20 protein-coding genes and 1 tRNA gene are annotated in these 25,737 nt (G+C 66.6%); 12 read left to right on the forward strand and 9 right to left on the reverse strand.

What is annotated here, in order from left to right:
* The first annotated feature begins 142 nt into the window (after positions 1–142).
* Complete coding sequence (locus ACFUTU_RS04585) at positions 143–1,597, forward strand: MFS transporter (protein ID WP_377961188.1); 1,455 nt, start codon at positions 143–145, stop codon at positions 1,595–1,597.
* Positions 1,598–1,700: 103 nt separating this feature from the next.
* On the opposite strand, the gene hrpA is transcribed toward ACFUTU_RS04585, so the two are convergent.
* Positions 1,701–5,699, reverse strand: a complete 3,999-nt coding sequence (gene hrpA, locus ACFUTU_RS04590) for an ATP-dependent RNA helicase HrpA (protein WP_377961190.1) — start codon at positions 5,697–5,699, stop codon at positions 1,701–1,703.
* A 111-nt stretch (positions 5,700–5,810) separates the two neighbouring features.
* Positions 5,811–5,978, reverse strand: coding sequence for a hypothetical protein (locus ACFUTU_RS04595; protein ID WP_190243222.1), 168 nt, complete (start codon positions 5,976–5,978; stop codon positions 5,811–5,813).
* A gap of 81 nt (positions 5,979–6,059) precedes the next feature.
* Here ACFUTU_RS04595 and ACFUTU_RS04600 point away from each other — a divergent pair, with 81 nt between their 5' ends.
* Positions 6,060–7,028 (forward strand): GlxA family transcriptional regulator, encoded by a 969-nt coding sequence (locus ACFUTU_RS04600; RefSeq protein WP_377961194.1) that lies wholly within the window; start codon positions 6,060–6,062, stop codon positions 7,026–7,028.
* 15 nt (positions 7,029–7,043) lie between these two features.
* Here ACFUTU_RS04600 and ACFUTU_RS04605 read toward each other — a convergent pair whose 3' ends face one another.
* From ACFUTU_RS04605 to ACFUTU_RS04630, 6 genes are all read right to left on the reverse strand, one after another.
* Entirely contained in the window at positions 7,044–7,334 is a 291-nt protein-coding gene (locus ACFUTU_RS04605; RefSeq protein ID WP_377961196.1) for a protealysin inhibitor emfourin, read from the reverse strand.
* Positions 7,335–7,394: 60 nt separating this feature from the next.
* Positions 7,395–8,435: a M4 family metallopeptidase gene (locus tag ACFUTU_RS04610; RefSeq protein WP_377961199.1), complete on the reverse strand. Its 1,041-nt coding sequence runs from the start codon at positions 8,433–8,435 to the stop codon at positions 7,395–7,397.
* A gap of 100 nt (positions 8,436–8,535) precedes the next feature.
* Positions 8,536–8,608 (reverse strand) — tRNA-Arg (locus tag ACFUTU_RS04615).
* Between the two features lie 82 nt (positions 8,609–8,690).
* Positions 8,691–10,247, reverse strand: a complete 1,557-nt coding sequence (locus ACFUTU_RS04620; RefSeq protein WP_377961202.1) for an FAD-dependent oxidoreductase — start codon at positions 10,245–10,247, stop codon at positions 8,691–8,693.
* On the reverse strand, positions 10,244–11,116 hold the full coding sequence (locus ACFUTU_RS04625; RefSeq protein ID WP_377961205.1) for an FAD:protein FMN transferase: 873 nt from the start codon (positions 11,114–11,116) through the stop codon (positions 10,244–10,246). Before ACFUTU_RS04625 ends, ACFUTU_RS04620 begins: the two co-directional genes overlap by 4 nt.
* A gap of 9 nt (positions 11,117–11,125) precedes the next feature.
* Positions 11,126–11,614: a hypothetical protein gene (locus ACFUTU_RS04630; protein ID WP_377961208.1), complete on the reverse strand. Its 489-nt coding sequence runs from the start codon at positions 11,612–11,614 to the stop codon at positions 11,126–11,128.
* Between the two features lie 179 nt (positions 11,615–11,793).
* On the opposite strand from ACFUTU_RS04630, the gene argS reads away from it, so the two are divergent.
* From argS to ACFUTU_RS04680, 10 genes are all read left to right on the forward strand, one after another.
* Entirely contained in the window at positions 11,794–13,443 is a 1,650-nt protein-coding gene (gene argS / locus ACFUTU_RS04635; RefSeq protein WP_377961211.1) for an arginine--tRNA ligase, read from the forward strand.
* A 5-nt stretch (positions 13,444–13,448) separates the two neighbouring features.
* A complete protein-coding gene (gene lysA, locus ACFUTU_RS04640) occupies positions 13,449–14,927 on the forward strand; it encodes a diaminopimelate decarboxylase (protein WP_377961215.1) in 1,479 nt (492 codons plus the stop codon).
* Positions 14,928–16,244: a homoserine dehydrogenase gene (locus ACFUTU_RS04645; RefSeq protein ID WP_377961218.1), complete on the forward strand. Its 1,317-nt coding sequence runs from the start codon at positions 14,928–14,930 to the stop codon at positions 16,242–16,244.
* On the forward strand, positions 16,245–17,348 hold the full coding sequence (gene thrC / locus ACFUTU_RS04650; protein WP_377961220.1) for a threonine synthase: 1,104 nt from the start codon (positions 16,245–16,247) through the stop codon (positions 17,346–17,348). It abuts the gene before it with no gap.
* 14 nt (positions 17,349–17,362) lie between these two features.
* A complete protein-coding gene (gene thrB / locus ACFUTU_RS04655) occupies positions 17,363–18,328 on the forward strand; it encodes a homoserine kinase (RefSeq protein WP_377961449.1) in 966 nt (321 codons plus the stop codon).
* A 446-nt stretch (positions 18,329–18,774) separates the two neighbouring features.
* On the forward strand, positions 18,775–20,952 hold the full coding sequence (rho, locus tag ACFUTU_RS04660; protein ID WP_377961223.1) for a transcription termination factor Rho: 2,178 nt from the start codon (positions 18,775–18,777) through the stop codon (positions 20,950–20,952).
* Between the two features lie 256 nt (positions 20,953–21,208).
* Complete coding sequence (gene prfA, locus ACFUTU_RS04665) at positions 21,209–22,282, forward strand: peptide chain release factor 1 (protein ID WP_377961225.1); 1,074 nt, start codon at positions 21,209–21,211, stop codon at positions 22,280–22,282.
* 15 nt (positions 22,283–22,297) lie between these two features.
* Positions 22,298–23,212, forward strand: a complete 915-nt coding sequence (gene prmC / locus ACFUTU_RS04670; protein ID WP_377961228.1) for a peptide chain release factor N(5)-glutamine methyltransferase — start codon at positions 22,298–22,300, stop codon at positions 23,210–23,212.
* A 15-nt stretch (positions 23,213–23,227) separates the two neighbouring features.
* On the forward strand, positions 23,228–23,947 hold the full coding sequence (locus tag ACFUTU_RS04675; RefSeq protein ID WP_377961231.1) for an L-threonylcarbamoyladenylate synthase: 720 nt from the start codon (positions 23,228–23,230) through the stop codon (positions 23,945–23,947).
* The gene (locus ACFUTU_RS04680; RefSeq protein ID WP_377961234.1) at positions 23,944–24,729 is read left to right on the forward strand and encodes a WecB/TagA/CpsF family glycosyltransferase; all 786 of its coding nucleotides are present in this window, start codon (positions 23,944–23,946) and stop codon (positions 24,727–24,729) included. The genes ACFUTU_RS04675 and ACFUTU_RS04680 overlap by 4 nt, the downstream gene beginning before the upstream one ends.
* 50 nt (positions 24,730–24,779) lie before the next feature.
* On the opposite strand, the gene ACFUTU_RS04685 is transcribed toward ACFUTU_RS04680, so the two are convergent.
* Positions 24,780–25,676 carry a glycosyltransferase gene (locus tag ACFUTU_RS04685; protein ID WP_377961236.1) on the reverse strand — a complete coding sequence of 299 codons (897 nt, stop codon included), beginning with the start codon at positions 25,674–25,676 and terminating at the stop codon, positions 24,780–24,782.
* Positions 25,677–25,737: the final 61 nt, after the last annotated feature.

The raw sequence follows: 25,737 nt of genomic DNA on the forward strand, positions 1-25,737 counted from the left end.
CTGCAGTTTCCGTGCGGCACCCCTGGCGGTCTGGCCAGGGCGGCGGCAAAGTGCGCTCCCATTCAAGGAAAGAAGGACAAGGATGTTCGATCAGTCCAGATCACAACGACCGGTGTCGCCCAAGGCCACGCGTCGACTGCGCATGGAAGACTGCATCGTCGTCGACAAGCAGGAACTGCGGAAGGCGCAGATCGGTGCGGGCGTCGGCAACTTCATCGAGTGGTACGACATCGGCATTTACGGCTACCTCGCCGTCACCATGACGTCTGTTTTCACTGAAGGTATGGACGAGCGCATGGGCCTGCTGGTCACGTTGCTCGGGTTCGCCGTTTCCTTCGTCGTACGCCCCCTCGGCGGAATGATCCTCGGCCCGCTGGGTGACAAGATCGGACGCCGCCGGGTGCTCTTCTTCACGATGGCCATCATGGCAGCAGCAACCACCATCATTGGCCTGTTGCCTACCGCCGGCCAGGTGGGCCTGTGGGTCATCATTCCCCTCTACCTGCTGAAGATGCTGCAGGGGTTCTCCACCGGCGGCGAGTACTCCGGCGCGGCAACGTACATCGCCGAGTTCTCGCCTGACCGCAGCCGCTGCTTCATGACTTCGCTGCTGAATTCCGGATCGATGCTCGGCTTCGCCGCCGGAGCCAGCGTTGTGGCGGTTACCACCATGATCACGACGTCGCTGTGGGGTGAGTCGGCCATGCTCGACGGCGGCTGGCGCATTCCGTTCCTGATTGCCCTGCCGCTGGGAATCGTGGCCATCGCGCTTCGGCGCCGCATCCCGGAGTCGCCCAGCTTCGAGGCCGCGCATGTAAAGACCGCAACTGAGGACGTCGACCCCATTTTCGTCCGGCACAACCTGCCGAACATCGTGAAGCACTACTGGCCCCAGATCCTTGTCGGTTGCGCGATCGTCGCCGCTGATGGAACCGCAGGCTACATGCTCACGAGCTACATGCCCACCTTCCTGGAAACACAGATCGGTTCGAATGCCGTGCACACCGCCGTGGCCGCGGTCATCGTGCTTGTCCTGCAGGCTCTCCTGATCCCGGTTGTCGCACGCTGGTCGGACCGCATCGGCCGTCGCCCCATCTACGCAATGGCCACCATTGGAAACCTCGTCCTGCTGGTACCGGCGTTCGCGCTGATGCATGTCGGGACACTGTGGTCGCTGTACCTCGCGCTCTTCCTGGTGTCGCTGCCGAGCGCCTTCTTCCTGTCGCTGACTGGCGCCGTGATGTCCGAACTGTTCCCGACGGCCTCGCGCTATGGATGCGTGGGCGTCACCCACAATCTGTCCATCTCAATCTTTGGCGGCACCACGCCGCTGGTTAGTCAGATCCTCGTCCAGGTCACGGGCAACTCCTACGCACCGGCCTTCTACGTCATGTTTTTCTCTGCCGTCGCGCTAGTGGCACTCCTGAAGATGCGCGAATCTGCCGCGCGGCCGCTGCTCGGTTCCGTTCCGGTGGTGTCTAGCCACGACGAAGCTGCCGTGCTGGTCGAAGGGCAGGACACTAATGAGCGCCTCGACACGAGGACCATGCTGCTCTCGCCCGAACCGGCACAGGCTGTGGGCACTGGCGCCCGCTAAGACAGACTCAGGTGCCCGGAGTAATGGGGCATGCGACGGCGGCTGCTTCCGGCAGGAGGCGGCCGCCGTCGGGCCTTTAAAACGGGGAGCTTTGCGGACGCGGCTAAGCCGCCAGCACCTTGTTCAGCGCCGTCCGGATCCGCTTCTCGGAGACGGAGTAGGCCGTGCCGAGCTCGACGGCGAACAGGCTCACCCTTAGCTCCTCGATCATCCACCTGACCTGCGTCAGCTCGGCGCCGGCGCGGCGGCCGGGCAGCAGGGCCGACACGGCGTCGTCGTAGTCGTCCTCCAGCTGCTGGACAGCAGCCATATGGAGTGCATCGCGCTGCACGTTGCCGGGCAGCTTTTCCAGGCGCTTCTCAATCGCGGCGAGGTAGCGGGGCAGCTGGCTCAGCTGCGCATAGCCCGTCTTGGCCACAAAGCCGGGGAACACCAGCTGCTCCAGCTGGCTGCGGATGTCGTTGAGCGCGCTGATGAGTGCCAGGCTCGTGCTGCCCTTGAGCTGCTTCTGGATCCGGCGGGTGCTGGCAAGGATGCGCTCCACCACGGCCGTGACGCTGAAGACCGTATCGATCAGCTCGGCCCGGACATGTTCGTAGAGGGCGTCGAAGGCTGCCTGGTCCCACGGGAGCTCTGCTGGCGTGAGCTTGTCCACCGCCGCCAGGACGCAGTCGGCGATCAGGGCCGAGACGGACCCGTGCGGATTCTGGCTGAACGTCAGCTTCTCGGTGTTGTTCAGGTGCTCAAGGACGTAGCGGTCCGGCGACGGCACCCGCAGCGCCAGGAGGCGGATGACTCCGCCCCGCATGGCCTCGAGCTGCTCGGACGACGTCTGGAAGACGCGCAGGCCCACGGACTTGCCTTCATCCACAAGTGCGGGAAAACCAGTCACTGTGTGGCCCTTGACCGTGACGCTGACTTCGCGCTGGAGGGTACCGAACTGCCATTGGGTCAGCCCTGACTGTTCCTTGAATCCGGCGTGCGCCTGGGGACGGGTATCCGGCAGGGCACCGCCCGGTGCCGACTTCTGCTGCTGGGATTTCTTCGGCGCCCGCGAATTGGCGGAACGCGGACCGGCAGTGGCGGGCGTGGCCCCCAGTGACTCCGCGATGGCCCTGCGGGTGGCCGGCGCCAGCCTCTCCTGCAGCGCTTCCAGGTCCTTGCCCTCGTCCAGGACCTTGCCCCGGCTGTCCACCACCTTGAAGCTCACCCGCAGGTGCGGCGGGACCGCGTCCCAGTTCCACGACCCGGGCGGGATAATCTGGCCCTTCAGCCGGCGCAGGACCAGTTCGAGTGCCGGTTCCAGTTCGTCCTCGGCCGGATTGAAATCGGCTTCCAGCGCCGCCACGGCCTGCCGTGCGACGTCGGGCGCCGGAACGAAGCTCTTGCGGACCTGCTTCGGCAGCGACTTGATCAGCGCAGTAACGAGCTCCACGCGCTGGCCGGGGATCAGCCAGCGGAACGGCGCGTCGTCGAGCTGGTTCAGGAAGAGGACCGGAACTTCCGCCGTAACGCCGTCTGACGGGTTGGGCGTCGAACCGGGTGCTACGGGATGGAATTCGTAGCTCAGGGGCAGTTCGAAGCCCTTGTGCAGCCATGTCTTCGGGTAGGCGGACTCGTCCAGTGCCTCAGCGTCTTCGCTGAGCAGCAGGGCTTCATCGAAGTCCAGGAGTCCGGGATCCTGCTGCCGGGCGTCCTTCCACCACTTGTCGAAGTGCCGTTCGGAGACGACGTCCTTCCCCACGCGCGCGTCGTAGAACTCGAAGAGCGTCTCGTCGTCCACCAGCAGGTCCCGGCGGCGCATCCGGGCCTCGAGCTCCTCCACCTCTTGCAGCAGCGCACGGTTCCGTTGGAAGAACTTGTGGTGCGTCTTCCATTCGCCCTGCACCAGCGCATGCCTGATGAACAGCTCGCGGGCCAGGACAGGATCGACCCTCCCGAAGTTGATCCGGCGCTGGGCGATGATGGGCACGCCGTAGAGGGTGACCTTTTCATAGGCCATCACGGCGCCCATCTTGGTGGACCAGTGGGGTTCGCTGTAGCTTCGCTTGATCAGGTGCGGTGCCACCTGCTCAGCCCAGGCCGGTTCGAACTTGGACGCGACCCGCGCCCACAGCCTGCTGGTTTCCACGAGCTCGGCGGCCATGACAAACGTGGGCGACTTCTTGAACAGTGCCGAGCCCGGGAAGATGGCAAAACGGCTGCCGCGGGCGCCTGCGTACTCCCGTTTGCGCTCGTCGAGGATGCCAATGTGGCTCAGCAGCCCGGAGAGCAGGCTGATGTGGATGCCCTCGTGGTTGCCCACCGGGTCCGCCTGGCGCTTGTTGTCCAGGCTGATGCCGAGGGGCCGGGCCAGCTGCCGCAGCTGTGTGAACAGGTCCTGCCACTCGCGGACGCGCAGATAGTTGATGAATTCGTTCCTGCACAGGCGGCGGAACTGCGTGGACGACAGCTCCTGCTGTTTCTCGTGGATGTAGTTCCAGAGGTTCAGGTAGCCGGTGAAGTCCGAGTTCTCGTCGCGGAACCGGGCGTGCTTCTCTGCCGCCAGCTGCTGCTTGTCCGTCGGGCGCTCCCGGGGGTCCTGGATTGTCAGGGCCGCGGCCAGGATCATGACTTCGCGCACGCAGTTGCGTTTGCCCGCTTCCACAATCATGCGGCCGAGCCGCGGGTCCACCGGCAGCTGGGCAAGTTTCTGTCCGACGGCGGTCAGTTCACTGCCGCCGTTGCGACCGTTGCCCCTGCCCGCCCCGGCAGCTGGCTGCGGCGAGCCGGCACCTGCCTGCGGAGAGCCTAGGGCACCGAGCTCACGGAGGAGCGTCACGCCGTCGTTGATGGCCCGTGAATCCGGCGGCTCCACGAACGGGAAGTTTTCAATGTCCTTGGGTCCGCGGGCCACCCCCATCGCCGTCATCTGCAGGATGACGGCGGCCAGGTTGGTGCGCAGGATTTCCGGATCCGTGTAGAGCGGCCTGGACTCGAAGTCCTCCTCGGAGTACAGCCGGATGGCTATGCCGTCCGAGACGCGGCCGCAGCGCCCCGAACGCTGGTTGGCGGACGCCTGGGACACCCGCTCGATCGGCAGCCGCTGCACCTTGGTCCGGTGCGAGTAGCGTGAGATGCGGGCCGTGCCGGTGTCGATGACGTACTTGATGCCCGGCACGGTCAGGGAGGTCTCGGCCACGTTGGTGGCCAGCACGATCCTGCGCTTGCCGCCCGGATTAAACACGCGGTGCTGCTCCTGCAGGCTCAGCCGCGCGAACAGGGGGAGGACTTCGGTGCCGGCGAGCCGCCGGTTGGACTGGATCCTGGCCTGCAGCGCGTCTGCGGCGTCCCGGATCTCGCGTTCGCCCGAGAAGAAGATAAGGATGTCGCCCGGCGCTTCAAGGGCAAGCTCGTCGACAGCGTCGCACACCGCGTCCAGGGGATCGCGGTCTTCCTCGAGTTCGTCGTCGGAGGAGTTGTCCTCGTCATCGCCGGACGGGCCGCCGGCAGGCTGGGAAAGCGGCCGGTACCGGATCTCCACCGGGAACGTGCGTCCTGACACCTCAACGATGGGTGCCGGTTCCTCGTCCGAGCCAAAGTGCCGTGCGAACCGCTCCGGATCGATCGTGGCGGAGGTGATGATCACCTTCAGGTCCGGCCGCTGCGGCAGGATCCGCTTGAGGTAGCCGAGGATGAAGTCGATGTTCAGGCTGCGTTCGTGGGCCTCATCGATGATGATCGCGTTGTATTTGCGGAGCAGCTTGTCGCGCTGGATCTCGGCCAGCAGGATGCCGTCGGTCATCAGCTTGACCTTGGTGGACTTGCCCACTTCGCCGGTGAAGCGGACCTGGAAGCCCACTTCCTGCCCGATGTCGACGCCGAGTTCGGAGGCTATGCGTTCGGCCACCGTGCGCGCCGCGAGCCGGCGCGGCTGGGTGTGGCCGATCAGGCCGTTCTCGCCCAGGCCCAGCTCGAGGCACATCTTGGGAATCTGGGTGGTCTTTCCGGAGCCGGTCTCGCCGGCGATGATCGTCACCTGGTTGGCGGCGATAGCGGCCATCAGGTCCTCGCGGCGCTCGGAAACCGGCAGCTCGGCGGGGTAGGAGATGTGAAAAGTCATGGCTCCTCCAAGTCTACTGCCGCGTAAAAGGACCCGGCTCGAATGAGCCGGGTCCGTGGCGGATGGGGATGTTGTTGTGGAGGTGGGAACTGGCTTGGCAGGCCATTCCCGCTAGAAGATGCGCATCGTGTAGTTGCTGCTGGGCAGGTCCAGTGCGGACCAGTCCCGGACGGAGTGCTCGGGAGGGGTGTGGCCCCGGCCATCCCGGAGAATGGCGCCAACCGTGGCGGCTGCTGCAATGAGGACCAGGACAAGAAGGGCGATTCCGAAGATTTCCATGCCTCCATGGTTCTCCCGGCCGCAGAAAGAAAGAAGTGGCAGAAATGCCTAAAAAGTACAAATTTCTGCCATACTGGAAACATGCTCAAATCGGTGGCAGTTATCGTGGTCCCCAACTTCTCGATCTTTGAGTTTGGTACCGCTTTTGAGGTGTTTGGCATTGACCGTTCGGACCGGGGAACAGGCGTGCCGCGGTTCGACTTCCGCGTGTGCACTCCGGTGCCCGGCGAAGTTCCGCTGAAGTCCGGCCTGACCATGAACGTGGGCCTCGGCCTGGAGGCCGCGGCCGATGCGGACCTGGTGATCATGGCCCCCTACGGCCGGGATGAAGATGTTCCGGAACCCGTCCTCGATGCCCTTCGGGCGGCGCACAGCCGCGGCGCGTGGGTGATGTCCATTTGTTCCGGCGCCTTTGCGCTGGCGCGGGCGGGTCTCCTTGACGGCCGGCGCTGCACCACACACTGGCATTACTCGGAGGAGCTCGCTGCGCAGTACCCCAAGGTCCTGGTGGACGAGAACGTCCTTTACGTCCAGGATGGCCGCATCATCTCGAGTGCGGGAACGGCCGCGGGTATCGACGCCTGCCTGCATCTGGTGAGGATAGAGTTCGGGGCTGCAGTGGCAGCCGCCATTGCCAGGGACATGGTGGTCCCGCCGCACCGCGACGGCGGCCAGGCCCAGTTCATCGACCGTCCCATGCCCGAATGCGGCTCCCAGCCCATGGAGGAACTCCTCCGCTGGATGGTGGCGAACCTCGACGAGGAACATCCGGTCCAGGAACTGGCCGCGCGGGTGCACATGTCGCCGCGCACCTTTGCCCGGAGGTTCCGCGCCGAAACGGGGGCGACTCCGGCCGCGTGGCTCAATTCCCAGCGGGTCCTGCGGGCGCAGGAGCTTTTGGAGTCCACGGAGCTGAACATTGACGAGGTGGCGCGGCAGTCGGGGTTCGGCCACCCCGTGCTGTTGCGGCACCACTTCGCCAAGGTGCTGGATACCAGCCCGCAATCCTACCGCCGTGCCTTCCGCGGCCAGATGGCGCCGGTGGGCTAATAACTGCCGGCGCTGTCAGGACGGGCCTGACTCTTCAGCGGCGGCCCGGGTCGAGTCCACGAGTACCCGCCAGGGGCCGGTGACAGCGGTCTCCGGCAGCGTGGCGCGGCGCTGGCCGGCGCGGATTGAGTACATGAAGCGGTCCGGCTGGCCGTCTGCGGCCTGCCGGGGGTCGGCGACGGCGTCCCACGGGCAGGCTTCGACGATGGGCTGCCAGCGGCTCTTGTCGCTGGACGTGACAGCCTGGACCGTCCAGACGCGGGTGAGTGCGGCTATCCCGCCGCTGCGCTCGACTGTGATTTTCATGGCGAGGTTCCCGGGTTTCCGCGGCCGCCGGGAAGCGGAAGGTCACAGTCCCGGCGTCGGTTAGAGCTTTACCTTCACAGTGTCCCACGCCCCGCGCACGGCGTCATGCTCTGCGGACTCCTCGCCGAACAGTTCCCTGGCCGTGGCGGCGGTGGCTTTGGCGAAGGCTGTGAAGGTGCTGGTTGAGCTGAGCGAGCCGCCCGTCAGGGTCTCGTACCAGATCTGCCCCGGCGCATCCCAGGCATTCCCGCCCAGGGCCTGGGCCACGAGGCAGAACGCCCGGTTCGGGATACCGGAGTTGATGTGGACTCCGCCGTTGTCGGCCCGGGTGCGCACGTAGGAGTCCATGGAATCCGGCTGCGGGTCCCTGCCAAGGACGTCGTCGTCGTACGCCGTTCCCGGCGCCTTCATGGAGCGCAGGGCGGATCCTTGAACCTGCGGCGTGAACAGCCCCTCGCCGATCAGCCAGGAGGCTTCGGCGGAGCTCTGCTTCCGGACGTACTGCTCCACAAGGGCGCCGAAGACGTCGGAGACGGACTCGTTGATGGCCCCGGCCTGGTTGCGGTAGGCGAGTCCGGCGGAAAACTGCGTCACGCCATGGGCCAGTTCGTGGCCGATCACGCTGAGCGAGCGGGTGAACCGCTCGAAGACCTCGCCGTCGCCGTCGCCAAACACCATCTGCTGGCCGTCCCAGAAGGCGTTGTCGTACATCCGGCCGAAGTGGACGGTGGCCTTCAGCGGCATCCCCTGGCCGTCGATCGAATTCCGCCCGAAAGCGTCCGCGTAAAGGCTGTGGGTGTGGCCCAGGCCGTCATAGGCCTCGTCGACGGCGGGATCGCCGGTGGGGGCGTCGCCTTCCTTCCTGACAACCTGGCCGGGGAGCGACTCGCCGGACTTTGCATCGAAGACGGACCTGCTGACCGGGGCGGGCTCAACCTGCCGGATGCCCGCAGGAACCGACGGCGCCGACGTGCGGGCTGCATGCACGGCGCCAACATGGTGCAGGGCCTCCCGGGCAGCACGGGCAACGGCCGAGAACCGGGGAGACCCCTGGGCGGCCAGGCGGCGGAGGATGTACGGCGGAACTATTGAACAGACCATGCAACTCACCCTACGAACGGACTCTGACATTCTTTGTCAGGCGCACTGGAATGCAGGAAACCCCCGTCTGCTTTCAGCAAGCGGACGGGGGTTTCTTCTGTGCCCTCGGTAGGATTCGAACCTACGGCCTTCTGCTCCGGAGGCAGACGCTCTATCCCCTGAGCTACGAGGGCGTTCAGGGATCCTGCCGTTCCCGGCCGGACGTCCTAGAGCTTAGCAGGAAGACGGGCCGGAAAGGAAAACGGGATCTCCCCTCTAGTATCCCGCGAAGGAATCCACGTGGATACGGCGGGCGCCGGCATGCCGTGCGGCCCGCCGCAGCGATCCCACGCTGGCCGGCGAACCCGAGACGAACACCCGTCGTTGGCCGATGTCCGGGACCAGCCGTTTCAGCGCGTGGCCGTCCAGCCGCGTCCCGTGGCCAAGCACCGCGCCGGCGTCCTCGATGAAGTCGGGCGGCGCAGATCCGTCGGCCAGCCGGGCAATAATCCGGGCGCCGGAATCTTGCAGTTCCGTGGCGTAGGCGAGTTCCGCTGCGTTCCGCGCGAGATAGAGGAGCACGGTGTCGCGCTCGCGGGGTGCCCCGCCGGACAGCTGCGCCAGGAACGGCGTGATGCCGATGCCCGCGGCAATGAGCAGCACGGGGTCCTGACCCTTCGGCAGGATGAAGTCCCCGGCAACTGTGGTGGCTGTCAGTTCCTCGCCAGGCCGAAGGGACAGCAGCTTGCGCTTGGCGGCGGAGACTGGGTGGGCGGTGCCGACGCCGATCGTCACGTGTTGTGCATCCGGCGGGCTGGTCAGGCTGAAGACACGGCGCCTGCCCCGGCCGTCCGGTTTGCTGTGCGGAAGATCCAGTTCCAGGTACTGGCCGGGCTCGTGGCGGAGTGGGCGCTGAGGGCGGAAGACGAATTCCGTCGTCGTCGGCGTCAGGCTGCGGGAGTGGCTGAACAGCAGCCGGACGCTGCCGCGCTGCCCGGCCAGGAATGCCAGGAGGTTGCCTGCCAGCAGCGCCAGTTCCGGGGAGTTCGCCACAAGGCCCAGGTTGTAGGGCGTGGCCAGCAGGATTCCGACGACGGCGGCCATGGCCAGTTGCTGCCAGCGCCGGGGCGGCAGGGTGAGCGGCTCGGTGAGCATGAACCCGGCAAAAAACAGCACCGGGCCCTGTGCCAGGGTTTGCCACACGGCACTGCCCACATCCAGGCCGGTGGGCACCTGCACCGCTGCCACGACGGCGGTGGCCACCAGTATGAACACAGCGGCCATGAGTGTTTTCCGGGTCCGGTAGAGCACCAGCAGGACGCCCGGGACCAGCAGCCACAGCATGGACGGGGTGCCGGCCCACCACGTGGCAATGTTGAGTCCCGTCAGCCCGGTGATGAACGCGCCCGCTGCCGCGGGGTTGAATACGTGGCGGCCGCGCCAGGCGAGGGCGTACTTGGAGGCCGATGCCAGGACGCAGGCCAGGGCCACCCCGGCCAGCTCCATCGGGGCGAAGTCCGGGCCGAGCTGCGTGGGCCAGAAGAGGAAGTACAGCAGTAGGCCCGTAATCAGCGACGATTCCGTGTGCGGCTGAACACGGAACAGCGCGGCCAGGGCGCGGTTGGAAACGTACGTCAACCCCAGGCAGAGGGCCAGGTGGGCCAGCATGTTGGGAATTCCGAACGTCAGCCAGCCGAGCGCATCGAGGAGGAGGCTGTAGGCAGCCAGTGCTGCAAGCACCAGCAGCACCAGCCGGTACATCGTGAAGCGGCCGAGGTACGCGTCCAGGGCCGCGCCGGGTGCGGCCTGCTGCCGGGAGGTGGTTGAACTCATGTGAACAGGGCTCCTTCGAATTCCGCGGAGTACTCCGCGCTGCCGTTGGAAAATACCTTGAGCCAGGAAAAGCGGAAGTGCTGTTCCAGCTCCGCGGCCGGAACAAGGAACAGGGCTGTGGCGAGGGCGTCCGCCTCCATGGCGCTTTCCGCCAGGGCCCAGGTGGCCACGACCGTCCTGACCGGCTCGCCAGTGGTGCCGTCCAGGACGTGGTGGAGCCCGTCATCCCAGGCCCGCCGGTTGGACGCCGAGGCACAGAGCGCGCCGGCCCCCAGCGGTATGGTTCCTATCGCCTTGGTGGTGTCGTACGGATGCTCCAGCGCCACCTGTACCGCCTCCTGCCCGCCGTTCAGCAGGTCCCCGCTGGCGTCAATGAAGAAATCCGAAACCCCGTGGCTCCGAAGCAGGCCGGCCAAAAGGTCCACGAGCTGGCCCTTGCCGGCCGCGCCGATGTCCAGCACCACCGGGGCCGTGGTGCGCAGTGAAGTTCCATGCCATTCCAGGACGGTGTCCCAGTCCGGCGGAGGCGCCGCCCCGCCCCGGGGCCGCAGCGAATACTGCGGATCGTAGCCCAGCCGCTCCAGGCTTTCACCGATGAGGGGCGTCATGGCGCCGCCGGTGAGGGTGTAGAGCCGCCGGTAGAGCGCCGCCAGGCCTGCGGCCTCGGTCGGCAGCCGGTACTGGCCGGGTTCCACGGATATCCGGGTAACCAGGGAGTCTTCACGGAACCTGGACCACGTGGAGTCGTAGCGTTCCACCTCGGCCAGCAGGGAACTGCGCAACCCCGGGGGCAACGGGACCGGGGTGGAGATTTCCCAGCCGGTCCCGATGCCTTCAAAACGGAAGTCCTGCCAGCCCGGATGCGGCACGAAAGCCGCCTACAGTGCCTGCGCCTTGATGGCCTCGACCGCCTGGTTGAAGCCGCCGCTGGTCAGCGAGGAACCAGCCACCTTGGAGACCTTGATCTCGTCCAGGCTCTTGCCCACCACCTGGTCGGCAATGCCGCCGGCGAACTCGCCCTGGAACTTGCGCGTGTTGGGATTGGAGGGGTGCTGGGTGATCTCTACAGCGGATACGGTGCCGTTGGCCAGGGTCAGCTGGACGCCCACGGTCTCGGTGCCGTTGGGGGACCTGTAGTTGCCGTCCGCGCTGTAGGTCCCGTCCTTGTAGCCTGAAGCCGCGGAGCCGGCGGGGGCCGATGCGGTTCCGGACCCGGTGGCTGCCGACGGTGCAGGCGCTGCCGCCGATGAGGGTTCGGTCTCCTGCACGGCAGGCTGCTGGGCGGACGGCGCGCAGCCGGCCACCGTTCCGGCGAGGGACAGGCCAGCCATGCCGGCGAAAACAGTCTTGCGGATTGATGGCTTCACGGGGTCTCTTTTCGTGGTGCGGGCACTCTGAGGGACGGTGTTAACACAGTGTTGAGGGTTCAACAATTTCAGCCTAAGGGCTTTTCCTGTGAATTTCCCTTCTCTTTGCTGTGACGCAGGGGGCCGCAGGGCCCCCTGCGGATTCCGCGCCACGACGGGCTCCCCGGTAGGCTAGGAGTGTGACTCCCGAAGAACTCTCCCTCGCAATATCCGCCTGCCTGAAAGACGCCGTTGCCGCCGGTGACATCGCCCTTGCCGAGGCGGCCATACCGGACTCTGTCCTGGTGGAGCGACCGAAGAACCGGGAGCACGGTGACTGGGCCACCAATATTGCGCTCCAGCTGGCCAAGAAGGCCGGAACCAACCCGCGCGAATTCGCTACGCTGCTCACCGCCCGGCTGAAGGAGATCAACGGAGTCGACGGCGTGGAAATCGCCGGCCCCGGATTCCTCAACATCACGGTTGACGCAGCAGCCGCCGGCGCCCTCGCCAAGATCATCGTGGAAGCGGGGAAGGAGTACGGCACCAACGACGCCCTCGCCGGCCACACGGTGAACATGGAATTTGTTTCCGCCAACCCCACAGGCCCGCTGCACATCGGCCACACGCGCTGGGCTGCCCTGGGTGACTCGATCGCCAGGGTACTGCGTGCCTCGGGTGCCGACGTCACCGCCGAGTACTACATCAACGACGCCGGCTCCCAGATGAACGTGTTTGCCAACTCGGTGCTCGCGCGCCTGCACGGCCGTGACGTGCCTGAGGGCGGCTACCCGGGCGAATACATCCGCGACCTCGGCCATGAGGTCCTGACCCGGCACCCGGACATCCGCGAACTGACGGATGCCGCGGCGCTGCCCGTGATCCGGGCCGCAGCCTATGAGGCGCAGCTGAAGGACATCAAGGACACCCTGGCGGACTTTGGCGTCTCCTTCGACGTGTTCTTCTCCGAGCAGGAACTGCACGACGCCGGCGCTATCGAAAGTGCCGTTGCCCGCCTTCGCGAGCAGGGCCATGTGTTCGACGACGGCGGTGCCGTCTGGCTGCGGACCACCGACTTCGGTGACGACAAGGACCGCGTCATGATCCGGGCCAACGGTGAGCCCACCTACTTCGCCGCCGACGCCGCGTACTACCTCTCCAAGAAGGACCGCGGCTACACGGAAAAGATCTACCTCCTGGGCGCCGACCACCACGGCTACATCAACCGGCTCAAGGCCATCGCCGCCGCCGCCGGAGACGATCCCGAGGTCAACATCGAGGTCCTGATCGGCCAGCTGGTCTCCGTTAATGGCGCCAAGCTCTCCAAGCGGGCAGGCAACATCATCGAGCTCAAGGACCTGATCTCCTGGCTGGGCACGGATGCCGTGCGCTATTCGCTGGCACGCTTCCCGGCTGACTCGCCGCTCACGCTGGACCCCGAGCTGCTGAAGAAGCACTCCAATGAAAACCCCGTGTTCTACGTGCAGTACGCCCACGCACGCTCCCGCGGAGCGGCGCGCAACGCCGTCGCTGCCGGCGTGGACCGGAGCGCCTTCGAGGCCTCTCTGCTGGACCACGCCACGGAAAACGAACTGCTGTCCTACCTCGGCAGCTACCCCTCCATCGTGGGCAAAGCAGCCGAACTCCGCGAACCGCACCGCGTGGCCCGGCACCTGGAACTCATTGCCGGCGCCTACCACCGCTGGTATGACGCCTGCCGCATTGCCCCCATGGGCGATGAACCTGTCACGGACATCAACCGCACCAGGCTGTGGCTCAATGACGCCACCAGCCAGGTACTCGCCAACGGCCTCGAACTGCTGGGCGTCTCGGCGCCGGAACGGATGTGATTGGGTTGACCGACAACAACGCAGCCTCCCCGCTGGCTCCCGGGTGGCTCGCCGTCCCCGCGGACCTCAACGCCCTGCACACCCCGGTCTGGGCCGGCGGAGTGGAACGGAACGCCGGCGGCGAACTTGCCATTGACGGTATCCCGGTCAGCAGCCTCAAGGAGCAGTACGGCACGCCCCTGTTCGTGATGAGCGAGTCGGACTTCCGGGCCCGGGCCCGCGCCTTCAAGGATGCCTTCGACGAGGCCTTTGCCGACATTTGCGGGGGAGTGGACGTCTACTACGCCGGCAAGTCCTTCCTGTGCACCGCCGTCGCCACGTGGGTGGCCGAAGAGGGCCTGCGGCTGGACACCTGCTCCGGCGGCGAGCTGGCCGTTGCCGCCCGCGCCGGCATCGATGGCGCCAACCTTTCCCTGCACGGCAACAACAAGTCCGATGCCGAGATCAACCGGGCGCTGGACATGAACCTGGGCCGCATCGTTGTGGACAGCCTGGACGAGCTCGAGCGCGTGGCCAAGATTGCTTCCGGCCGCGGCGAGACCGCCAAGGTCATGCTGCGCCTGACGCCGGGCGTGCACGCCCACACCCACGAGTTCATCGCCACGGCCCACGAGGACCAGAAATTCGGCCTCTCCATGGCCGGGGACTCCACCGACGAGGCAGGCCTGTCAGCCGCCGAGGAGGCCGTCGCGGCGGCAACGTCTTACGGCAGCGTGGAGCTGCTGGGCCTGCACTGCCACATCGGTTCGCAGATCTTCGAGCCGGACGGCTTTGCGCTGGCTGCCCAGAAGCTCCTGACCTTCCTGGCCGCAGTCCAGGCGAAGTACTCCATCACCCTGCCCGAGCTCGACCTCGGCGGCGGCTACGGCATCGCCTACACCTCGGTTGACACCCCCCGGCCGGCCGCCGACATCGCGCAGGCGATGGCCGCCGTCGTGCGTTCCAAGTGCGCGGAACTGGGCATAACCGCACCGCGCATTTCGATCGAGCCCGGCCGTGCCATCGTGGGCAGCAGCACTTTCACGCTGTACGAGGTGGGCACGCTGAAGACCGTCCGGGTTGATGCCCCGGCCGGCGGCGACGGCGCAGCCGGTGAAAATACCGCTGAAAACGTTACGTACCCCCGCCGCTATGTGTCGGTGGACGGCGGCATGAGCGACAACGCCCGTCCGGTGCTGTACGACGCGGATTATTCGGCCATTCTCGCCTCAAGGACCTCCGCCGCGCCCGCGCAGCTGTCCCGCGTAGTGGGCAAACATTGCGAGAGCGGCGACATAGTTGTTAGAGATGTATATCTGCCCGAGGACGTGGCAGCCGGTGATCTGCTCGCTGTACCGGGGACCGGCGCCTACTGCTGGGCCCTGTCAAGCAACTACAACTATCTGGCCCGGCCGGGCGTTGTCGCTGTGCGCGACGGATCTCCCCGGCTGATTGTCCGCGGGGAAACCGAAGAAGATCTGCTGAACCGCGACATGGGAGCCTGAATGACCGAATTGCGAACCCTGAAAGTGGCCCTGCTGGGCTGTGGCAACGTCGGAGCTCAGGTGGCGCGGATTCTGATTGAGGACGCCGGCACCCTGGCGCCGCGCACCGGTGCCCGCCTGGAACTGGCCGGCATCGCGGTGCGTAACCTCGAAGCCGAGCGCGAGGTGGACCTCCCGCGCGACCTGTTTACCACCGACGGTGAAACCCTGGTCAAGGGCGCCGACCTCGTGATCGAGCTGATGGGGGGCCTCGAGCCTGCCCGCTCGCTGATCCTGTCCGCCATCCAGAACGGCGCCAGCGTGGTCACGGGCAACAAGGCCCTGCTGGCCGCCGACGGCCCCGCGCTCTACGAAGAGGCGGACAAAGCCGGCGTCGAGCTGTCGTACGAAGCCGCCGTGGCCGGGGCCATCCCGATCCTGCGCCCCATCCGCGACAGCCTCTCCGGCGACCGCATCACCCGTGTGCTGGGCATCGTCAACGGCACCACCAACTTCATCCTTGACCAGATGGACTCCACCGGCGCGCAATTCGCCGACGCACTCGCCGAGGCACAGCGGCTGGGTTACGCCGAAGCTGACCCGACGGCCGACGTCGAAGGCCACGACGCCGCTGCCAAGGCCGCCATCCTGGCATCCCTGTCGTTCCACACCCGCTTCGACCTGGCGAACGTCTACTGCGAGGGCATCACCAAGGTCAGCGCCGCCGACATCGCGGCAGCGAAGGAAGCCGGCTTCGTCATCAAGCTGCTGGCTATCGCGGAAAAGCTGGGCAACGGCGAGGGCAACGAGGGCGTTTCCGTGCGCGTCCACCCGACGCTCCTGCCGCGCGAACACCCGCTCGCAGCTGTGCGCGGTGCGTTCAACGCCGTGTTCGTTGAGGCGGAGAACGCCGGCGAGCTGATGTTCTATGGCCAGGGGGCCGGCGGAACCCCGACGGCGTCTGCCGTTCTGGGCGACCTCGTCTCGGCTGCCCGCCGCATCGTCCTTGGCGGACCCGGACGCATCGAATCCACCACCGGTCACGTTCCGGCACTGCCCATCGATGCCGCCACCACCAGCTACTACATCGGCCTGGACGTTGCGGACCAGCCTGGCGTGCTGGCGAAGATCGCCCAGCTGTTCGCCGAGCACGGCGTCTCCATCGAAATCATGCGCCAGACCATCCACCGCGATGCCGACTCCAACGTGGAGTCCGCCGAGCTGCGGATCGTCACCCACCGCGCAAGCGAAGCTGCACTGGCAGCGACCGTTGAAGCCGTCAAGGGCCTTGACGTGATCAATTCCGTTACATCCGTACTGCGGGTAGAAGGAGCTTAAGTGGCTCACCAATGGCGCGGTGTCATCCGCGAATACGCTGACCGTCTGCCCGTTACCGAGGCAACCCGGGTCATCACCCTCGGCGAGGGCGGCACGCCCCTGGTCCACGCCCAGAAGCTCTCCGAGCTGACCGGCTCGGACGTCTACCTCAAAGTCGAGGGCATGAACCCCACCGGTTCCTTCAAGGACCGCGGCATGACCATGGCCATGACCGCCGCCGTGGAGGCCGGCGCCAAGGCTGTGGTGTGCGCCTCCACCGGCAACACGTCCGCCTCGGCTGCGGCGTACGCAACTGCCGCAGGCCTGACCTGCGCCGTGCTGGTTCCGGAGGGCAAGATCTCCATGGGCAAGCTGAGCCAGGCCATTGCGCACGGCGCCACGCTCCTGCAGGTGGACGGCAACTTCGACAACTGCCTGGACATCGCCCGCAAGCTGGGCGAGTCCTACCCGGTCTTCCTGGTCAACTCCGTGAACCCGGCCCGCATCCAGGGCCAGAAGACCGGCGCCTTCGAGATCGTCGACGCCCTGGGCGACGCCCCGGACATCCACGTCCTGCCGGTCGGCAACGCCGGAAACATCACGGCCTACTGGAAGGGCTACAAGGAGTACGCGGCTCCCTTCGAGTCCGAAACCGCCGGGACCCTTGCTCCCGTTTCCACCAAGACCCCCGCCATGTGGGGCTTCCAGGCCGCCGGCGCCGCGCCGTTCGTGGCCGGCCACCCCATCACGGAACCGGACACCATCGCCACCGCCATCCGGATCGGCAACCCCGCCTCCTGGGACGGCGCCATCGCAGCCCGCGACGAGTCCGGCGGATTCATCGACTCCGTCACGGACGAGGAAATCCTCGCCGCACACCGCTGGCTGTCCTCCCGCGAGGGCGTCTTCGTCGAGCCAGGCTCCGCTGCCGGCGTCGCAGGCCTGCTCAAGAAGCACGCCGCAGGCGAGGTGCCCTCGGGCAAGACCATCGCCATCACCGTCACCGGCCACGGCCTCAAGGACCCCCAGTGGGCCCTCCGCACCGAGGACGGCAGCGATGTCCAGCCCGTCAAGGTGCCGAACGACGTCGTGACCGTTGCTGCAGAACTGGGACTGGAAGACTAATAACAGTGGAAACCATGCTGCCGCAGACCGCCCAGCTGCCCGCCATCCAGGCCGGGCAGCAGGTGACGGTCCGCGTTCCGGCCACCAGCGCCAACCTCGGTCCCGGCTACGACAGCCTCGGACTGGCCCTCACGCTGCACGACACCCTCACCGTGGAGAGCCTGGACAGCGACGAGCTGATCTTTGAACTCAGCGGTGAGGGGGCCGATTCCCTTCCGCGGGACGCCAGCCACCTGGTGGTGCGGGCAATGAATGCCGCGTTCGGCCGGCTCGGCTACCGGCACACGGGCCTGAAGATCACTGCTGAGAACGTCGTTCCGCATGGCCGTGGCCTCGGTTCGTCCGCATCGGCCGTCGTGGCTGCCGTGACGGCCGCGAACGCCCTCCTGCCGGCGGGGGAGCAGCAGGACCGGAACTGGATCCTGCAGCTGACCAGCGAGATGGAAGGCCACCCGGACAACGTCGCTCCGGCGATCTACGGCGGGCTGGCGCTGTCGTGGCAGGACAGTGACCAGTACAGCACCACGTGCGCCACGGTCGGCGCTGCCGTCATCCCCGTTGTGGCGGTTCCGGACTACGAGCTCTCCACCGAGGCGGCCCGCGCCTTGCTGCCGGCATCCATCGGCCACCACGCGGCCGCGATGAACTCCGGCCGTGCGGCGCTGCTGATCCACGCGCTGACGCAGAAGCCTGAATTCCTGCTCGCCGGCACGGAAGACTTCCTGCACCAGAGCTACCGTGCCGAGGCCATGCGGCCCAGCGCCAGTCTTATCAAGGCCCTGCGCGAAGCCGGCCACGCTGCCGTCGTGTCGGGAGCAGGACCCACGGTGATGGTCCTCACCAGCGGCGAAACAGAAGCCGCCGCCGTTCTGGAATTCATTGCCGCCTTTGCCGAGGCAGATACGCCGGATATCAGCTGGCGTGTGATGAAGCTGGCAGTCGACGTCGAAGGTGCTAAAGTGGGAGTGCACCGGCGGTAACACCGCTTGCAGTCTCCGCAGTCACCACCGCATTTATCGATTCAGCAACGCAATCCTTGATGCAGCCAGACGGCGACTCTGCAGTCGAGAGGGCCCTGCAGCCAAAAGACCGTGCAGTCAACGACTCCGACAATGGCCTTGACCGGCCATCGGGTCAGAATCTGCTTAGGTCTGCTGCTGCTGCTTCGATCTCTTATTGCGCAATGTCCTCCGGCGCCACCTGCTTGGCCTGGCCAGGAACGTACAGACGTGTTTCTGTTCCCTGAACCGCCAGTCCGCCGCACCGCCAATCGTGCGGTGCGTTTGAAGGTGATCAGTATCCGGCCCTGCTGGCCGAACTCCAACCGGCAAGGCCGACATCCCGGCTGCAGATCTGAACTGCAGCCCAGATCCAATCATCGCGTCCAGCTCACAGTCTGGACGCCGTCGAGGGGGAAGGATCCTTCGTGACCGAAACCACTGAGCTGTCACCAGCTGTGGACACACCATCTTCTGCTTCCGGGACGTTGACGGAAGCACCCGCCAAGAGCAGCGGCCTTGCCGGCCTCAAGCTCGCCCAGCTGCAGGCCCTCGCCAGCCAGCTTGGTATCTCCGGCGGATCCCGCATGCGCAAGGGCGACCTGGTGGCGGCTATTTCCGCACACCGCGCAGGCACGTCCGCCCCCGCCACTAAGGCACCGGCGCGGAGCACTGCCAAGGCCGCCGCGGCCGCTCCGGCGGCAGCTGCCCCGGAAGCCGCAGCAGCAGCTCCTGGCCCGGAAACCGCTGCAGCCGTTGAGGCTCCCGCCCAGGAAACCCGCGCACGTGGCCGCGGCCGCAGCCGCCGGGCAGTAAGCGACGGCATTGTTGCCACCCCGGCCGCCGAAGCGGCCCAGGCTCCGGCGGCAGCTCCCGCAGCTGAAGCACCGGCTGCGGCTCCGGCCACCGAGGTTGCCGCTGCTGAAGGCGCCGCTTCCACCGAGGCTGAAGGTGCCGAACGCCGCCAGCCGCGGACCCGCAACCGCCGCCGTGGCGAAGCAGCCGCGGCCGCCCCGGCCGAGGCACCCGCTGCCCCCGCCGAAGCTGCCCCTGAGGCACGCGGTGTTGAAGCCCGCGGTGCTGAGGCACGTGGTGCTGAGGCCCGCGGTACCGAAACCCGCGGTACCGAAACCCGCGGTACCGAAACCCGCGAGCAGTCTCCGGAAGGCGAAGCTGGACAACGCGAACGCCGGGAGACACGCGGCCGCGGTGGCCGTGACGCCGGTGAGGCAGGCGGACGCGACAACCGCCGCGACGACCGCGAAGGCGACGAAGACGGCGGCAGCCGCCGCAACCGGCGGAACCGCCGCGACCGCAACGACCGCAACGAGCGTTCAGACAGCCGCGACGGCGGCCGCAACGACCGGTTCCGCGACCGCAACGACCGCCGCCGGGGACGCAGTCAGGGACCCGACGTCGACGACGTCGAGATCACTGACGACGACGTCCTGCTGCCGGTTGCCGGCATCCTGGATGTCCTCGAGAACTACGCGTTCATCCGTACGTCCGGTTACCTCCCGGGCCCGAACGACGTCTACGTATCCCTGGCCCAGGTCAAGAAGTACAACCTGCGCAAGGGTGACGCCGTGGTCGGTGCCATCCGTGCACCGCGCGACGGCGAAGACCGCGGCCAGCAGTCAGCACGGCAGAAGTTCAACGCGCTGGTCCGCGTCACCTCGGTGAACGGCAAGACTGCCGAAGACCTCAAGGACCGCGTCGAGTTCAACAAGCTCGTGCCGCTGTACCCGTCCGAGCGCCTGCGCCTCGAAACCGACCCCAAGAAGATCGGCCCCCGCGTCATCGACCTGGTCGCACCGATCGGCAAGGGCCAGCGTGGCCTGATCGTCTCCCCGCCCAAGGCCGGCAAGACGCTCATCCTGCAGTCCATTGCCAACGCGATCACCACCAACAACCCTGAGGTCCACCTCATGATGGTGCTGGTCGACGAACGTCCCGAAGAAGTCACGGACATGCAGCGCACCGTCAAGGGCGAGGTCATTGCCTCCACCTTCGACCGTCCCGCCGACGACCACACCACCGTGGCCGAACTTTCCATCGAACGCGCCAAGCGCCTCGTGGAAATGGGCATGGACGTCGTGGTGCTCCTGGACTCCATGACCCGCCTGGGCCGCGCCTACAACCTGGCAGCTCCGGCCTCCGGCCGTATCCTGTCCGGTGGTGTGGATTCCGCAGCGCTGTACCCGCCCAAGCGCTTCTTCGGTGCTGCCCGCAACATCGAAAACGGCGGCTCGCTGACCATCCTGGCAACGGCCCTCGTGGAGACCGGTTCCAAGATGGACGAGGTTATCTTCGAAGAGTTCAAGGGCACGGGCAACATGGAGCTCCGCCTGTCCCGCCAGCTGGCGGACAAGCGCATCTTCCCCGCCGTTGATGTCAACGCCTCGGGCACGCGCCGCGAAGAGAACCTGCTCTCGGCCGAAGAGGTCAAGATCATGTGGAAGCTGCGCCGCGTCCTCTCCGGCCTGGAGACCCAGCAGAGCCTGGAACTCCTGACCAACAAGATCCGCGAAACCCAAAGCAACGTCGAGTTCCTCATGCAGGTTCAGAAGACGACGCTTGGTGCGAAGTCGGATAACGACAAGTAGCTGAGCGCGCCGCTCAAAATTTGCCGGCCCCGCCCCTACGCCGGGTGGCTTCCGATCTACGATCGTCAGCCACCCGGCTCCGGCAGGCCCGAAGCCACTCCCGGGCCGGCATATTTTGAGCGGTTTTTGGTTTAACCGGAATCCTTAGCCCGAGCACCGCAGGATCGGATGGGCCCTTCAGAGCCCCGACATCGGGCTGTAAGTGACCGCGCTTCGCATTAACTAGACTTGGTTACAAGTCGAAAGAGGTTTGAAAATGTTTGAGTCCGTACAGGGCCTGTTGGATGAGCATGATTCCATCCAGGCGCAGTTGGGGGATCCGGCTGTTTATGCTGACCAGAAGCTGGCACGGAAGCTGGGGCGGCGGTCTGCGCAGCTGAATGGCATTGTGGACGCCTACCACAAGTGGGAAGGCCTGCGGGATGACCTCGCGGCTGCCAAGGAGATGGCTGCCGAGGACCCCGAGTTCGCTGCCGAGGTACCTGAACTGGAAGAGGCCCTGGAGACTGCGGCGGCGCGGCTGCGCCGGCTGCTGATTCCGCGCGACCCGGACGACGCACGCAACGTGATCCTTGAGGTCAAGGGCGGCGAAGGCGGCGACGAGGCTGCCCTGTTCGCCGGCGATCTGCTGCGCATGTACACCCGCTATGCGGAGTCCCGCGGCTGGAAGACCGAGATCATCTCGGCCACCGAATCCGATCTCGGTGGTTTCAAGGACGTCCAGGTGGCGGTCAAGGGCAGCTCCAACGACCCTGCCGAAGGCGTGTACGCGCGGCTCAAGTTCGAAGGCGGTGTGCACCGTGTCCAGCGTGTCCCGGTGACCGAATCACAGGGCCGGATCCACACGTCGGCCGCCGGCGTCCTGGTGCTGCCCGAGGTGGATGAGCCCGAAGAGCTCGAAATCAATCAGAATGACCTCAAGATCGACGTATACCGCTCGTCCGGTCCCGGCGGACAGTCGGTCAACACCACCGACTCCGCGGTCCGCATCACGCACCTCCCCACCGGCATCGTCGTGGCCATGCAGAACGAGAAGTCCCAGCTGCAGAACCGTGAAGCGGGCATGCGCGTCCTCCGCGCCCGGATCCTGGCCCACCAGCAGGAGCAGATCGACGCCGCCAACTCCGAGCAGCGCAAGTCCCAGATCCGCACCATGGACCGCTCTGAGCGCATCCGGACCTACAACTACCCGGAAAACCGCATCGCGGACCACCGCACGGGGTACAAGGCGTACAACCTTGACCAGGTCATGAACGGCGACCTCGAACCGGTCATCCAGTCCGCCATCGAGATGGACGAGCAGGCGCGGCTGGACGCCATCGGCGACTAGGGGTTCCCGGATAACATGACGTCCGAGCACACTCCGGAGCCGCCGGCGAACAGGCCGGCCGCCCAGTCCCTGGCGGCTGCGGTCCGTGAGGCAACGGAACGCCTCACCGAGGCCGGCGTCCCCAGTCCCCGGGTGGACGCCGAGCTCCTCGCGGACCATCTGCTGGGTGTAGGGCTGGGGCGGCTGCGGGCTATGATGTTGGGCGATGCGCCCGCCCCGGCCGGCTACGCCGAACTCGTTGCCGAGCGCGCCACCCGGGTTCCACTCCAGCACATTACCGGTGTTGCGCACTTCCGCTACCTCCAGCTCGCGGTGGGCCCCGGTGTCTTCATCCCCCGCCCCGAGACCGAATCCGTCGTGCAGCTGGTGATTGACAGGCTGCGCGTGCTGGAACGCGCCGGCGTGCTCCGCCCGAAGGTGGTGGACCTGGGCACCGGCTCCGGCGCCATCGCCGGCTCAATCGCGCACGAGGTGCCCGAGGCCGAAGTCTTCGCGGTGGAGTTCAGCGAATTCGCGCACGCCTGGGCAGCCAAGAACCTCCGCCCGCTGGGTGTCACCCTGCTGCTGGGGGACCTGCGGAACGCGCTGCCGGAACACAACGGAACGTTCGACGTCGTGGTTTCCAACCCGCCCTACATTCCGGCAGAGGCCATCCCCAACGAACCCGAAGTGGCGCTCCACGACCCGCCGGAAGCGCTCTACGGCGGGGGAGCGGACGGCATGGAACTGCCGACGGCGGCCGCCGCCTCGGCGTCCCGGCTGCTGGTGCCCGGCGGCTACTTCGTGATGGAACACGCTGAAGTCCAGGCCGGCTGGATAGCCGCCATGCTGAAGCGGACCGGACTGTGGGCCGACGTCACCACGCACTTTGACCTGAACGGCAAGGAACGCGCCACCAGCGCCGTCCTTGCTGTCCCGCCCGCGGAGTAATGAAAGAATGAGGCAGTGACCACTACGTACAACTGCACGGCCGACGACGAGCGGACCGCCGGTATTGCGCACGCACGCCGGGCGATCCTTGAGAAAAAGTGCGTTGTCCTTCCCACGGACACCGTCTACGGAATCGCAGCCGACGCCTTTTCCCCGCAGGCCGTCACCATGCTGCTGGTCTCCAAGGGCCGCGGCCGGAACATGCCGCCGCCCGTCCTGATTCCGCGCCTGAATGCGCTCGACGGCCTCGCCACCGATGTGTATCCGGACGCGCGCCAGCTGGCCGAGGCGTTCTGGCCCGGCGGTCTGACCCTGATCTTCCATGCCCAGCCGTCCCTCGACTGGGACCTGGGTGAGACCAAGGGGACCGTCGCACTTCGCATCCCCGACGATGAGGTGGCCATTGACCTGCTGACCGTCACCGGTCCTCTTGCCGTGTCCTCGGCCAACCGGACCGGCCAGGCACCGGCACAGACGGCCTTTGAAGCCCGTTCCCAGCTCGCAGAGTCCGTTGAGGTCTACCTGGAAGGCGGCTTCCGGCCGGTTGAGGGCACCGACGCCACGCCGTCCACGATAGTGGATGCCACCTCGCTGCCGCTGCGCGTGGTCCGGGAGGGCGCGATCAGCCTTGAGCGGCTGCGCGAAGTGGTTCCCGGAGTGCTGGACATCAACGGCAACGCTCCGGACGACGCTGAGCAGTCCGAGGCCGGCGAAGAGCCCGCAAGCGCCGAATGACGCTGCAGAGGCAACCGATCCCTGTCCTGGGCGTCGATGCGACGCCGCTGGATGTTGAAGGACTCACCGCGGTTCTCAATGGTTTCCTGGCTGACGGCAGTTCCCGGACCGTCGTCGGCCACAATCTCCACAGTGTGACGCTGTTCCATTCCAAGCCACAGTTCAGGAAGTTCTACGAGAACAGCGACGTTGTCCTTCTGGACGGCGCGCCGGTCCTGTGGCTGTGGGGGAGGGGCAGACAACAGTCCGACCCGGGGAAGACGGACCCGGAGTCAAAGCCTGTCATGGACTACCGGCTTGGGTCGACGGACTGGATACCCGCGCTTGGCCAACTGGACGGCCTCCACCGAATTGCAGTTGTTGGCGCCGGGGAGGCCGCCAACGCCAAAGCCGTTGCCCGGCTGCAGGGCATCGTCCCGCATGCCACTGTCTCCGGGATGCCCGGCGAAGGCTGGAACGCCGAGCTGGAGGAAAAGGCCGCCGCCTGGCTTGCGGAACTCCAGCCACAACTTGTGCTGGTGGGTCTTGGAATGCCGCTGCAGGAAGAGGTGCTGTGGCGCCGCCTGCCGTCGCTCCCGCCCGCCGTCTACTGCGCCGTCGGGGGAGCGATCGAACAGATTGCCGGCATCCAGAAGCTGGCTCCCCGCTGGCTCGGGCGGCTGGGGCTGGAATGGGCCTGGCGGCTGCTGCTGCATCCGCGCCGCGTGGCATACCGCGTGTTTGGCGAACCCTGGGTCCTGCTGGCCCTTCTACTGCGGCGCCGGCTGCGCGGGCAGGACTGACAGGTTTTCCGGAACTTCCGGTCCTGCTGCCCGAAGCCAGGGCACTGCTGCTAGAACTTCTGGTCCTTCAGGGGCGCAAACCCCTTGCCGCGCAGCCCGGTGGAGAAGGCCCGGAACCAGTCCGCCAGCCCGCGCAGGTCGCCCCTGCGGAGGAAATAGCCGAGATAGCCGCCCACATCGGCCACCAGGGACTTGATGCGGAAGTGGCGGCGGATCAGATATCCGCGGTTGCGGTAGTAGTAATAGCGTTTGAATGCGCTCTCCGGGACGATGACGTGCCAACGCGCTCCGAACACGTGCTTCGTTTCAGCAAACGCGTGCGGATGCGTGATCGCGGCCGTGGTCACCGTGCCGAACCGGATCCCCGCCTTGCGCAGCCGGATAGTGAAGTCCACCTCGTCCCCGCGGATGAAAAGGCGCATGTCCGGCAGTCCCACCTTAAAGAAGACGTCTGACCGGATGAGCGCGCCATTGAAAAAATGGCCGTCGTTGGGGAGGAAGCCGACCTTTTCCAGCGCAGCCCGGTCATGGGTGACCTTGCCGTCCAGGCGGAAGAAAAAGGAAAGCCGGTCGGGGTGGCCCGGCGCCACCACCAGCGGCACCACAGCCTCAAGGTCCCGTGCCTCCGCTTCCCGGATCAGCGTGGCGAGGCACCCGGCGTCCGCAGGCTCGGCGTCGTCGTCCATCATCCAGACCCAGTCTGCACCGCTGGCAACGGCCTTAAGCGCTGCCAGCGAGAAGCCGCCGGCGCCACCCAAGTTGGCTTCGGAGCGGACGTAGTCCACATTCGGATGCTCTGCCGCCACGTCTTTTGCGGGTACCGTGCCGCTGTCAACGAGGCAGATCGTGGATACGGGAGCCGTCTGGCCATTGATGGCCTTCAGCAGGACGGCCAGCTCCCGGGGGCGGTCAAACGTCACTGCGGCAACTGCGACCGACACTGGCATGACGGGGATCCTTTCAGCACAGCCGTCGGCAAGTTTCCCGCCGGCGTGAGGCCGTGTGACG

The organism is Arthrobacter sp. NPDC057388 (genome assembly GCF_042668165.1).
GTDB lineage: Bacteria > Actinomycetota > Actinomycetes > Actinomycetales > Micrococcaceae > Arthrobacter.

Coding starts and splice junctions, on each gene's coding strand:
- ACFUTU_RS04645 (WP_377961218.1), top strand. CDS start 14,928: ATGACCGAATTGCGAACCCTGAAAGTGGCCCTGCTGGGCTGTGGCAAC.
- hrpA (WP_377961190.1), bottom strand. CDS start 5,699: ATGACTTTTCACATCTCCTACCCCGCCGAGCTGCCGGTTTCCGAGCGC.
- thrB (WP_377961449.1), top strand. CDS start 17,363: ATGCTGCCGCAGACCGCCCAGCTGCCCGCCATCCAGGCCGGGCAGCAG.
- ACFUTU_RS04685 (WP_377961236.1), bottom strand. CDS start 25,676: ATGCCAGTGTCGGTCGCAGTTGCCGCAGTGACGTTTGACCGCCCCCGG.
- ACFUTU_RS04680 (WP_377961234.1), top strand. CDS start 23,944: ATGACGCTGCAGAGGCAACCGATCCCTGTCCTGGGCGTCGATGCGACG.
- prfA (WP_377961225.1), top strand. CDS start 21,209: ATGTTTGAGTCCGTACAGGGCCTGTTGGATGAGCATGATTCCATCCAG.
- ACFUTU_RS04585 (WP_377961188.1), top strand. CDS start 143: ATGGAAGACTGCATCGTCGTCGACAAGCAGGAACTGCGGAAGGCGCAG.
- ACFUTU_RS04620 (WP_377961202.1), bottom strand. CDS start 10,247: ATGAGTTCAACCACCTCCCGGCAGCAGGCCGCACCCGGCGCGGCCCTG.
- ACFUTU_RS04610 (WP_377961199.1), bottom strand. CDS start 8,435: ATGGTCTGTTCAATAGTTCCGCCGTACATCCTCCGCCGCCTGGCCGCC.
- prmC (WP_377961228.1), top strand. CDS start 22,298: ATGACGTCCGAGCACACTCCGGAGCCGCCGGCGAACAGGCCGGCCGCC.
- ACFUTU_RS04595 (WP_190243222.1), bottom strand. CDS start 5,978: ATGGAAATCTTCGGAATCGCCCTTCTTGTCCTGGTCCTCATTGCAGCA.
- ACFUTU_RS04605 (WP_377961196.1), bottom strand. CDS start 7,334: ATGAAAATCACAGTCGAGCGCAGCGGCGGGATAGCCGCACTCACCCGC.
- ACFUTU_RS04600 (WP_377961194.1), top strand. CDS start 6,060: ATGCTCAAATCGGTGGCAGTTATCGTGGTCCCCAACTTCTCGATCTTT.